At 48.4% G+C, this 11,616-nt stretch carries 12 protein-coding genes; 7 read left to right on the top strand and 5 right to left on the bottom strand.

Annotated features, from left to right (window positions below; genetic code table 11):
- The first annotated feature begins 171 nt into the window (after window positions 1-171).
- From FLK61_RS16855 to FLK61_RS16845, 3 genes are all read left to right on the top strand, one after another.
- Window positions 172-1,416 (top strand): extracellular solute-binding protein, encoded by a 1,245-nt coding sequence (locus FLK61_RS16855; RefSeq protein ID WP_249777625.1) that lies wholly within the window; start codon window positions 172-174, stop codon window positions 1,414-1,416.
- 696 nt (window positions 1,417-2,112) lie between these two features.
- On the top strand, window positions 2,113-2,658 hold the full coding sequence (locus tag FLK61_RS16850) for a GNAT family N-acetyltransferase (protein WP_176010517.1): 546 nt from the start codon (window positions 2,113-2,115) through the stop codon (window positions 2,656-2,658).
- Entirely contained in the window at window positions 2,639-3,067 is a 429-nt protein-coding gene (locus FLK61_RS16845) for a GNAT family N-acetyltransferase (protein ID WP_249777624.1), read from the top strand. The genes FLK61_RS16850 and FLK61_RS16845 overlap by 20 nt, the downstream gene beginning before the upstream one ends.
- A gap of 741 nt (window positions 3,068-3,808) precedes the next feature.
- Here the strand turns inward: FLK61_RS16845 and FLK61_RS16840 are convergent.
- Together FLK61_RS16840 and FLK61_RS16835 are read right to left on the bottom strand one after the other, a co-directional pair.
- Window positions 3,809-4,990 carry a tetratricopeptide repeat protein gene (locus FLK61_RS16840; RefSeq protein ID WP_176010516.1) on the bottom strand — a complete coding sequence of 394 codons (1,182 nt, stop codon included), beginning with the start codon at window positions 4,988-4,990 and terminating at the stop codon, window positions 3,809-3,811.
- 36 nt (window positions 4,991-5,026) lie between these two features.
- Window positions 5,027-6,214, bottom strand: coding sequence for a tetratricopeptide repeat protein (locus FLK61_RS16835; RefSeq protein ID WP_176010515.1), 1,188 nt, complete (start codon window positions 6,212-6,214; stop codon window positions 5,027-5,029).
- Between the two features lie 137 nt (window positions 6,215-6,351).
- On the opposite strand from FLK61_RS16835, the gene FLK61_RS16830 reads away from it, so the two are divergent.
- The 4 genes from FLK61_RS16830 to FLK61_RS16815 all read left to right on the top strand — a co-directional run bounded on the left by FLK61_RS16830 (window position 6,352) and on the right by FLK61_RS16815 (window position 9,536).
- Window positions 6,352-7,038 carry a hypothetical protein gene (locus tag FLK61_RS16830; protein ID WP_176010514.1) on the top strand — a complete coding sequence of 229 codons (687 nt, stop codon included), beginning with the start codon at window positions 6,352-6,354 and terminating at the stop codon, window positions 7,036-7,038.
- An 836-nt stretch (window positions 7,039-7,874) separates the two neighbouring features.
- Window positions 7,875-8,333 carry a hypothetical protein gene (locus FLK61_RS16825; RefSeq protein ID WP_176010513.1) on the top strand — a complete coding sequence of 153 codons (459 nt, stop codon included), beginning with the start codon at window positions 7,875-7,877 and terminating at the stop codon, window positions 8,331-8,333.
- Complete coding sequence (locus tag FLK61_RS16820; RefSeq protein ID WP_176010512.1) at window positions 8,333-8,878, top strand: Rossmann-fold NAD(P)-binding domain-containing protein; 546 nt, start codon at window positions 8,333-8,335, stop codon at window positions 8,876-8,878. The genes FLK61_RS16825 and FLK61_RS16820 overlap by 1 nt, the downstream gene beginning before the upstream one ends.
- Window positions 8,879-9,089: 211 nt before the next feature.
- Entirely contained in the window at window positions 9,090-9,536 is a 447-nt protein-coding gene (locus FLK61_RS16815; protein ID WP_176010511.1) for a hypothetical protein, read from the top strand.
- Window positions 9,537-9,869: 333 nt separating this feature from the next.
- Here the strand turns inward: FLK61_RS16815 and FLK61_RS16810 are convergent, their stop codons facing one another.
- The 3 genes from FLK61_RS16810 to FLK61_RS16800 form a co-directional block, all read right to left on the bottom strand.
- Window positions 9,870-10,415: a hypothetical protein gene (locus FLK61_RS16810; RefSeq protein ID WP_176010510.1), complete on the bottom strand. Its 546-nt coding sequence runs from the start codon at window positions 10,413-10,415 to the stop codon at window positions 9,870-9,872.
- A 39-nt stretch (window positions 10,416-10,454) separates the two neighbouring features.
- Window positions 10,455-10,655 (bottom strand): hypothetical protein, encoded by a 201-nt coding sequence (locus FLK61_RS16805; protein WP_176010509.1) that lies wholly within the window; start codon window positions 10,653-10,655, stop codon window positions 10,455-10,457.
- Window positions 10,656-10,853: 198 nt separating this feature from the next.
- Complete coding sequence (locus tag FLK61_RS16800; protein ID WP_176010508.1) at window positions 10,854-11,489, bottom strand: DUF1349 domain-containing protein; 636 nt, start codon at window positions 11,487-11,489, stop codon at window positions 10,854-10,856.
- Between the last annotated feature and the right edge of the window lie 127 nt (window positions 11,490-11,616).

The following is an 11,616-nucleotide window of genomic DNA, read 5'->3' as shown; positions in this document are numbered from 1 at the left end:
TTTTAAACGAATAAAAGAAAGCGTTTTAAAAAAAGCGAATACATGATTTAACGTAAAAAAATTTAAGGGTTAAGTTAAGCGCTTAACCTTTTGAGGGAGGTGGTGGTCGGAGTTGGTTACATGGCTTTGGCGCGTCACGGATTTACACACATAATGAGGAGGAGAATGGATATGAAAAAGTGGACGGTAGTAGTGAGTTTGATGTCGGCGAGCGTGCTCGCGGCGTGTAGTAATGGCGGGGACGAAGGAACAAACGGTGCGAGTGAGGCGGCGGACGGTGAGCCTCGGCAACTGCTGATTTGGGCGAACGATGATGATGAGGAGCATGTGGCGGCGCTTGCGGCGGGATTTACGGAGGAGACAGGAATTGAGGTTGAGGTCGTACCGTTTGCGATGGATGAGCAGGAGCAGTCGATTTCGCTTGATGGACCGTCTGGGCGCGGTCCCGACTTGTTTTATCAGCCTGGCGTAGGTAATTTAGCGCTGACGGGGCTCGTGCAACCGATGGAGGTTGATGAGGAGATTTTGGCGCAGTATTCGGAGGGTTCGACGGAGGCGCTTAGCTATCAGGGCGAGCTTTACGGGCTTCCTGCCGTGGTCGAAACGTTGGCGATGTACTATAATCAGGACGTTATTCCAGAGGCGCCGGAGACGATGGAGGAGCTTGAAGCAATTGCGGCTGACATGACGGATCCTTCTAACGATCAGTTTGGCTTCTTATATCCTGCGACCGATTTCTATTTTTCGTTCCCCTTTATGGCGGGATATGGAGCTTATATTTTCGCAGAAGAAGAAGGGGTCTACGATCAGACGGACGTCGGTTTAGCGAATGATGGCGCGATTCAGGCAGGCGAGATGTTCCAGCGTTGGTATGAGAACGGCTATTTGATGGTCGGGGTAAATAACGATATTGCGCAGGGGCTGTTTACGGACGGTAACGTTGCGGCGATTATTAACGGACCGTGGGCGCTTCGAGAGCTAGAGGAGTCGCTTGGCGATAGTTTAGCAACGGCGCCACTACCGCAGCTCGATAACGGTGAGTATCCGCGCACGTTTTTAGGTACGAAGGGCTGGATGTTGTCCGAGTACTCCGACTATCCAGAGGAGGCAACGCAACTTGCGATTCACCTGACGTCGGAGGAATCGTTAGCGGAATTTTACCGCGCAACGGGCGAAATGCCGGCGAATTCAGCGCTGTTAGAGAGTGAAGAATTCCAGAACGATCCGTTGTTAACAGGCTTCGCCACGCAGCTTGAGCGCGCGGAGCCATTCATCCCACTGCCAGCCCTCTCCGCAGTTTGGGATCCAATGGCCGACGCCCTCGAATTTATTTCAACGGGTGAAAATGTGGAAGAGGCGCTTGAAGAATCCGTAGAAATGATTGAGACAGACATTTCACAGTTTTATACGGAGTAAGTAGGGAGAGTTAATGGGGTGTTGCGCGATTAAATGGAGGTTACGCGATTGAGGGTGAAAGTCACGCGATTCGGGGTGATTTTCGCGCGATGGAGGCGGAAACCTGCGCAGTCGGGCCATCAACTTGCGCGATTAAATTGACGTTACGCAGTTGAGGGTAAAAGTCGCGCGATTCGGGGTGATTTTCGCGCGATGGAGGTGAGAACGTGCGCAGTTAAGCCATCAACTTGCGCGATTAAAATAAAGTTACGCAGTTGAGGGTAAAAGTCGCGCGATTCGGGGTGATTTTCACGCGATTAAGGTGTGAACATGCGCAGTTAAGGGTTCAACTTGCGCGATTAAAATAAAGTTACGCAGTTGAGGGTAAAAGTCACGCGGTTCGGGGTGATTTTCACGCGATTAAGGTGAGAACGTGCGCAGTTAAGCCATCAACTTGCGCGATTAAAATAAAGTTACGCAGTAGAAGGCGAAAGTCGCGCGATTCGGGGTGATTTTCGCGCGGTGGAGACGGAAATCTGCGCAGTAAGGCGTTCAACTTGCGCGATTACAACCCATCCACCCGAGACGCTCTTCCCAACACGCCGATTCACCTAGATCTGACCTAAATCAAAGCGCGCTGCTGAAACAGGCAGTGCGTTATTTTGCTTGTATGTTATCCTAGTTATTGGAAGCACCATCCTGAAAGGACTGACATACATGATACAAGACAACGAACTTACAATCCGTCCTGTCACGGAGCAGGATTTGCCTGCGCTTTGGGCACTTACGTATCGGGACGAGAATCCGGAATGGAAGAAGTGGGATGCGCCTTATTTTGCGCACAAAGCTATACCGTTTGAAACGTATATGGAGAAACAGCATACTCTCGTTAACCAAGAAGATTATTGGCTCATTGAGGTCTCGGATAAAATCATCGGGACGGTGAGCTACTACTGGGAGCACGAGCCGTCGCGTTGGCTGGAGATGGGGATTGGGATTTACGATTCGGCGTATTGGAGCGGGGGCTATGGTACGCGTGCGCTCAAGCTTTGGATTGAGCATTTGTTTGCGACAATGCCGCTTGTGCGTGTCGGCTACACGACGTGGTCTGGCAACTATCGCATGGTCAAGGTTGGCGAGAAGCTTGGGATGACGATGGAGGCGCGGCTGCGGAAGTGTCGCTACTATAATGCCGAGTACTACGATTCGATTCGGATGGGGCTACTTAGGGAGGAGTGGGAGCATGATGCTACGACCGTTTAATACCGCTGATCTACCGCGCATCGCCGAGCTATGGCTCGAGACAAATGTGCGCGCACACGACTTCGTGCCCGAGAGCTACTGGCGGGGCAATCTCGACGCCGTACGCGAGATGCTGCCCGAGGCAACCATCTTTGTCTGGGAGGAAAATAGGGTCATAGCTGGCTTTATTGGCTTGAGCGATTCGTATATCGCAGGCATTTTTGTAGATGCTACGCATCAGTCGAGAGGCGTCGGTCGGCGCTTGCTCGATTATGTAAAGGTGGAGCATGATAAGCTTGTGCTGCGTGTTTATAGGAAAAACGTCCGCGCGAGGGCGTTCTACAAGCGCGAAGGCTTCGTTGAGGTGAGCGAGAGTGTAGACGAAGCCACAGGTGAGGTAGAAGTGATGATGGAGTGGGAGCGGGGGTAACAGTAAGGGTAGCTTGGGTGAGCGGTTATGACAATGTGGTGGGCGGTTATGACAATGTGGTGAGAGGTTATGACAATGTGGTGAGAGGTTATGACAATGTGGTGAGAGGTTATGACAATATGGTGAGAGGTTATGACAAAGTGGCATGCAGTTATCACGAAATCAGGTTGAGTTATCACAGAATGCCGGACAGTTATCACGAAATTGGGCTGAGTTATCACAGAATGCCGGGCAGTTATCACGAAATCAGGTTGAGTTATCACAGAATGCCGAGCAGTTATCACGAAATTGGGCTGAGTTATCACAGAATGCCGGGCAGTTATCACAGAATGCCGGGCAGTTATCACAGAATCGAGTTCAGTTATCACAATCTACTAAACGCTCTAAGCGGTTGATAAACAAAGATCGGCAGAGGCTCGCGAGCCCCTGCCGATTTATTCACATAGGTTTAAACACTATGTGAAACGTGCATCAGAGTATGACCAATTACCTCGTCATCCCCCAAGCTCCGTCTCCTATAAACTATCTCCAAAAAAGACGAGCAATAGAATAGTAACTATAGTAAAAGTGACAGCGTAAATAAGTATCGAGCGTTGGTTCATTAAATTATAACCACCTTCGTTTAAAAATTGTAGCTAGATTCTGATACATATTACTACTAATTTAAAAGCTCATTTTGAAAAAGGTACACGCAATCTGGTGGAGACGGTAGGAATCGACCCCATATTACGCACTCACGTCTTATCTCTGCCATTCTTCATATGCTAGGTGCACGGATGGCTGTAAATTATACCAACTAGTGTAATCGATCTGCTGGTCTTCCATTTCCTCTGTATATTTTACGTAGTAGGCTTCCGTTGCTTCCGTATTTTCATCTAATAGATTCATAAAGAATAGCGCGTGTACGTGGAGATCTACGTTAATAGGAAAACCATACAAGTCATCATCTTCTACTAATTTTTCTTCAAGTGATTGGATAGCAAGCTCACGGTCGCCGTTCCAAAACTCGTTCCATGCCTCGCCTAAATAGGTGTGCGTCGTCCCGTTATTTTCTCCAGAAGCCCAAGAGAGAAAGTCGATGTAGAGAAGGGGTGAATCGACCTGAGCGAAGTCGTGAAACTGCTCCATGAGGCGCTTAGCTGCGACGAAATCATGACGAGAGGCCTCGAGCATCGCCATGTCGATAAAGCCCCGCTCTCCAATGACGTGGTAGTTACTCGTGTCGGCGGCTAATTCCTCAAACAGCACGAGACGCGTCGGAGCCTCAAAAATACCGATGACATCTATCATATCTTCGAGAGAAAGTCCTTCGCTAATGAGTGCAGGGAAGGCTGACACCCAGATGCTGTTGACAGCTTCAATGCCTCGACTCTCAAATCCTTCGCCCTCCATAATGGCGTTAAACTCCGCTTCCGCAGTATCCGCGTAGCCACTCGCTTTCTCTACGTCACCAGACAAATAGCTAAGCTCCGCCATCGCCTTTACCAGATTTAACGAACGCTCCTCCAACCGCTCGAAATGCACGAGAGCTTGTTCATAATCATCAACAAAAAACAGTGCGTGCCCCATCAATTCGTTGGCTAGCTGATGATTTTCATCGGCTGCTAAGACTGGCTCGAGTATCTCGATGACAGATTCGAAATCCTTATACGCAATGACTTCGAGTGCACGATCGACCTGAGATTCTATTTCTTGAGAAGAAAGAGGTTCGATGTCCTCCACCTCTGTGTCCGTTGTTTCGTTTGCTTCGGTATGGGTGATGTCGTTTGTCACCTCATTAGTTATGTCGTTTGTCACCTCATTAGTTATGTCGTTTTGTGCTTCGGCTCCGCTCGAGATCTGTTCTCGAGACTCCGATTGAAGGAGGAAAAAGCCGGTGATAACGGCTACTACGATTCCAAGTGTTAATAATACTTTTTTCATGTAAAGATCTCCTTTGCGGACTGTTATACCAACTAGTTACTCCAGGCCCTCATTCCATAAACGATATGTGCGTTCAAGTGAAGGGTATAAACTATAGTGATCTATATTGATACCTTCGATTTCTGGATGCTCTGTGAATAACTCATAATAATACTGAATTTGGTCCGTGTCCTCTGCCGCGATGTTAATCATAAAGAGCGCATATACAATCCTTACGACATCATAATGATTAAAACCATTTTCTCCAGTGATTTCTGCTTCAAGTAGCTCAAAGGCTTGCTCTCGATCGCCATGATAAAATTCGTGCCAAGCTTCTCCTATGACTGTAGCAGTTGTTCCCTCTTCACCCGTTTCTACATAGGCTTGCCACGAATACACATCCATTGCTACTTGCGCTTCTTCGATATAAAAAGGAGACTCGTTTTCATTAAAACGCTCTACGTAAGTTTGAGCCACGATTGTAGCATCTTCAAAGTTATTAGCAATCGCCATATATTCACCAAGGACCTCATACGTTTTCGCGCTTAGCGTATCTTCTTCATTCGAGTTGTTTAATGCAGTTGAAAATAGCTCCATCTGAAGCGGTGCATAAAATAGATTCATGAGTTCGTCGAGCTCACTTAGCGTCCAGTCACTTTTTGCCACATGTATAAAGCTTGGAAATTCCTCGATCCATGCACGGTGAGCGCCCTCAGGAAGGACGGAATCGTACTCCGTCGCCTCATGCGCCAGCGCCATTTCATCAGCGTAAGCCGCCGCACCTTCCAAATCATCTAATAAATAGCTCAGCTCCGCCAGCGCCTTGTACTCAAAAACACTCGGATCTGACTGACGCTCAAAGTAATCACGTGAGTCCTCAAATTCATGCAACATAAAGCTAGCGTAGCCCGCCAACATCAATGCCTCCTCATGCTCAGGGTCTGCCTCGAGCACAGCCTCCAAGTAAGGTAGCCCAAGATCGTAGCTCTGAATCGTTAGCCAAGACATCGCGTCCTCCATGGTCGCTTCAATCTCTTCTTGAGAAGAAAGCGGTTCAATGTCCTCCACCTCTGTGTCCGTTGTGTCCTTTGCTTCGGTATGGGTGGTGTCGTTTGTCACCTCATTAGTTACATCGTTTTGTGCTTCGGCTCCGCTCGAGATCTGTTCTCGAGACTCCGATTGAAGGAGGAAAAAGCCGGTGATAACGGCTAACGTGCTGACAGTAAGTAATCCTATTTTCCTCATAGAAAAGAACCCCTCTCTAAAACCAATATATAGTAAAAGTATAGCTTAATTTACGGCTGGACGATAGGGCGGATGGCGTTTTACTGGGAGAGAGTTTAGGGAATAGGAGGAGAAATGGATAAACATTCCTTAGGAGGATGATGATGAAAAACAGTCGTGTACTACTAAGTGTACTTGCTATGTCGGCATTCGTTGTCGCGTGTGGAAATATTAATGATGATTCGGATCCGGGGGAGGCGATGGTGCGTGACGCTATTGAGCGCCACGGGGAGACGGACTCGTATTATGAGAGGATTGCAACGACAATTCCGGGCGGTCATACGAGCATTTTTGCCACGTGGTACGTAGAGACAGACGATGGAATTAGTTATCGAGAAGATGCCTATTCAGGCTCGCAAGGCTTAACGCGGATGGTCATTTATGATGGTAAAGGCGTGACGGTGTATAACGACACACAAAATGCCTACTACCAGTTTGAAGAGGAGCTCCCTTACGAGGATCGCTTAGCGCAAAGCGATCTTGCCGCAGAGCTGAGTGTTCACTTAGCAACCTCTGAATTGACCCTTGCTCGAGAAACGATGGTCAATGGTCGCGCAGCAAATCACGTTGTTTTCAGCGATGAAGGCGAACGCTACGAATATTGGTTTGACCAAGAGACATCGTATCGGATTCAGGAACGTCAGGTTGGCGAAAGTGGCGATACGTTGAGAACGGTAGAGGACTATACATTGGGAATTAATTACGATGATGACGTGTTCACGTTGTCGGAGGAGTTTTTAGAAGGAGTGAGTGAGCGCAGTGGAAGGCCGGAGAATTGGAATTAGCTAGGGGGAGTGAGGTTGGGCGATTGTGGGTGAAAGTCGCGCGGTTCGGGGAGATTTTCGCGCGATGGAAGCGGAAATCTGCGCAGTCGGGCCGTCAACTTGCGCGATTAAATTGAAGTTACGCGATTGAAGGTGAAAGTCGCGCGGTTCGGTGTGATTTTTACGCAATGGAAGCGGAAATCTGCGCAGTCGAGCCGTCAACTTGCGCGATTAAAATGACGTTACGCAGTTGAGGGTGAAAGTCGCGCGATTCGGGGTGATTTTCGCGCGATGGAGGCGTGAACTCGCGCAGTAAATGGCTCAATTTGCGCGATTAAAATGACGTTACGCAGTTGAGGGTGAAAGTCGCGCGATTCGGGGTGATTTTCGCGCGATCGAAGCGAAAATGTGCGCAGTTGAACCGTCAACTTGCGCGATTAAAATGACGTTACGCAGTTGAGGGTAAAACTCGCGCGATTCGAGTAGATTTTCGCGCGATGGAGGCGGAAATCTGCGCAGTCGAGCGGTCAACTTGCGCGATTAAATTGAAGTTACGCGATTGAAGGTAAAACTCGCGCGATTCAAGCAGACTTTCACGCAATGGAAGCGAAAATCTGCGCAGTCGAGCGGTCAACTTGCGCGATTAAATTGAAGTTACGCGATTGAAGCAAAAACTCGCGCGATTCAAGCAGACTTTCACGCAATAGAAGCACAAACCCACGCAATAAGCCCCCTCAACTCGCCCCCTCCCCATCATCTCTCCCCACCATAGCAAACGTAAACCAATCCGTACATCCATTTAATTGGGATTTGTGTTACAATAAAGCAAACTCAACGAAATCGAGGTGCTCTACGTAATGTTTGTAGCTATCTTTTCTTTAATTGCCGTACCGTTCCTCGTCCTTTTCCACCAAATCGGGCATGCACTAGGAGTTGTACTAACATCAAAATCTGAGGCGCGAGTCTATCTTGGACCGGCAACAGAGCAAAATACGCGTACATTCTCCATCGGAAGAATTCACTTCCACCTGATCCTCTCATACGAAGGATCCGTCCAGTGGGACACCACGCTCACAAAAGCGCAACGAATCGTTGCATACGCGGGCGGACCACTCATGACGCTCGTCCTCACAGGACTGCTTTGGTACATCGTTACGATCACACCGGAAGGCAACTTTTGGATGAATATAGCAAACGGATTTTTCCTCATAGCAGCAGTCATGCTCATCCTAACCGCAACACCAATGGCCTACCCGCGCTGGGCCAAAGCGCGAGCATCCGACGGACTCCAAATCATTCGGGCGGTGAGAGACTGATGGCAACGCCGAATCAACCAAACAAGCCCCAGCACGCACTCGTCATCGGAGGCACCGGCATGATGGCCGAGGTCTCCCTTTGGCTTGCCCGCACCGGCTATCGCGTCACCGTCATCTGCCGCAACAAGGATCGCGCCGACACCCTCAAGCGCACCGCGCCGCCAGACACCCTGTGCACACATCTCGTCGACTATAATGATACGACCAAGCTCACCCAAACCCTTACTTCGGTGAGAAAATCTAGTGGAACCGCTGACTTAGTAGTTGCATGGATTCATTCCAATCCAGAAGCAGTCCTCCAACAGGTCGAGGACCATCTCGTTCAAGGTCAGCCATACAGGCTCGTCCATGTAGTCGGCAGCAGTTCCAACCTAGACGCCATCCGAGCAACGATAAACACACCGCCAACTTGTAGATACCAACAAGTACAGCTAGGCTTCATATTAGAAGACACCCATTCAAGATGGCTCACGCATGCAGAAATCAGTAGCGGTGTGATTAAAGCGATTAAAACTAGAGATGACGTAACTGTTGTTGGGCGCTAACACCGTGGGAGAGGAGACCGTGAATGGTGGAAAGTGATAGGCTGGATTCCACACCATATTTTTGTCGAACGAAACATGGTACGAAACAAAAATTTAGAATTTTCTATCATGGATGATTGTGGTATTATGACGGTATTATGGTAAATGCATCTTGCTAATTCGGGGGATTTGCAGTGTATTTATTAGGAAAACCTCTAGGGGGCGAGATGGAATGATATTTAATGGGACGAGTAATGCTGCGCTTAATCTGGTTGGTGCACGCATAAAAGGGCACGACGAGGAATTTGTGGTAGGGTTCCCACGTGTCGCGGTTGGAATGTGGGATGTAGAGACAGGGATGGTAGGCGTTGATGAGACAGAGGATTGTTTAATAATGGACACGGAGGATTCGGAGCGCGACCCTCATTATCTTATGGCAATGACTGTCCCCATACAGTCACAAACGGTCGAGCGTGAACGCGCATCCGAGCAGATTATCGGCGAGTATGAGGACTTTCATCGATGGATCGCAGCAACTATGAACTCTCAGGTCGAGTGCCACCGCGATGAGCTGAGCAGTCTAGAATGCTCTGAGGCCGAGGTAGAGCGGAATTACCTTCTTCGTGAGCTGGAGAAAAATAGTCGAAGTCGCTTGAACGCAGCGATGGAAATGTGGTAGCGTGAGTTAGTGACGGCTAAAATGGGACGATGGTTGAGAGAGTTTAAGGGCTTTGTTGGAGCAGAGGAGCGGTAATGACAGTTTGGGTGAAGGTAATGACAAATTGGACGAAAGTTATGACAAACCGCTAAACAATTATGACAAAATCGCCAGAAATAATGACAATCGAGCTAATAATAATGACATTTCCCAACTGAATAATGACAGATCTACATACAATAATGACTTTTCAGCAAATAATTATGACAGCCCCTCCGCTAATAACGGCAGCCGATAAATAAATCACACCGCCTACAATAACCGCCAGCGACTCCCAACGTCGCTGGCGGCTTCTTAATGCTCCGATATGAATCGGAACAATTCGGAGTAACTATATTCAGGATTATCTGTTTGCAGTTCGTTGTTCGCAATAGGATAGCCAAACGTGAGCGTTAAAAGCGTCTCTTCCTCCGCACCGTCGACAGGATAATCTGGCACAAAACCAGCAATATGGATCGATTCATCGCGTGCGCGGCGCACCGTCTCCTCGTAGCCGATCGGATTATTTAAATCAACAAACGGAAGAATGCCGGCTTCCGTGCCAACAAAGAAGATCGGAGTCTGCATGTCCGGATACATCGCCACATATTCTGGCTCAGCAGCTTCGGCGAGATGCTCCTCCATCACAAGGATACCGTCAAAATCATTCGGCGCCTCCCCATGCACATTTTCTAAGTTAACCGGCGTAAACTCCACCTGATTTTCTCGAATATCAGGCTCATCACCCACAATCCCAAAGCTCAGCGCAGGCCCGTCATAGGCATCTTCCTCCTCCGCCGAGCCACACCCAGCAAGGATCGCAGGCAAAGTCAGCACGCCAAGAGCATGAATCATTCTCATCAAATCTCAACCTTTCTTCGGAGAAAATATCGTAACACATTAAGAAAACTCATAGCCGAGTTTTCTGCCAATTAGGTGCGCGCAAAACGTCGACGTTAGACTCATGAGAATAAGTAGCGCAGGCGCAAAGCTAGTCGAAGTCTCAGGATGAAGTATTAAAAGCGCGAGCGCGCCCACAATCAGTATTATAGAAAAAACGTAAAGTGAATTTTTAAGCGAGTTCAGAGTAGCAGTAGCCATCAAGAAACCCTCCTTTGTATATATTTCTTATAACCTAAAGACAGGATAAGGAAACATATAGTTGGGAGGGTATGGTAATAAGGGATGCTTCATAACGTGGGTGAAAGGAGGTTGAAAACGCGGTGAAAATCACACCGCGTGCGCAATTAGCGTTCTGCGTACGCTTTTTCTAATTTGCGTACGCAATCCCCAACTTCCTCACAGATACGCTACTGCCGGATCGTTTGGTAGCTCTTCAATTACTAAATAGTCGAAGCGAACAACTTGGTTTTCTCCCTGGGGACTACACGCGTAGAGGCCTGCCATTACAGAAGCGTCGTCCTCACCAATCTCGAGATGGGCGATGCGGATTTGTTGCCAGTTTTCGCCGTCCCAGGATACATCTACATACACATTTTCGCCAATGCGCGACATACGATAAAAGAGCTCCGGCTCGGCGGGCGCCTCGACGTGCTGGGTTGACCAATCGGAGTAGCCGCGGTTTGTGACTACAGCACCAAGTTTACTGTGGCCTTCCTGAATGAATTCAAGTGACGCCTTCACCCACACGTCTGCAGACACGCGAATCATCAGGCCCGCTTGATCATACTTCGCGTTCGGTACCATCTTCACTCGCGTCGTCATGCGGAAGTTTTTTGAGGTCGTAATGTGGAGAAAATGTCCGTTATCCGCCTGAAAACCATAGTGCGTCTTCTGCCAGTAATCGGTCTCCTTATCCGTATATAACACGAGCTGATTAGCCACCGTATCTACCTTCCACGACGATGGTTCACTGCGCCAAGAAAAGGACTCGTGAAGCGAGTCTGTCAAAAAATGTTCCTCTAAAATAGTCATAAAAAAGCCTCCTTCTATTCATGAAAAGATTAATTCGCTTAAAAAAGATTGTTAAAGTGCTTAATTAAGAGGCGAAGAAAAGGGTAAAAACGTTACCTTAAAGGTGAATCTACACCTAAACTTAGAA

The organism is Paenalkalicoccus suaedae, assembly GCF_006965545.2.
GTDB lineage: Bacteria > Bacillota > Bacilli > Bacillales > Salisediminibacteriaceae > Paenalkalicoccus > Paenalkalicoccus suaedae.
The sequence above is the reverse complement of the archived record's forward strand: the minus strand, read 5'-3'. Positions and strand labels throughout refer to the sequence as shown.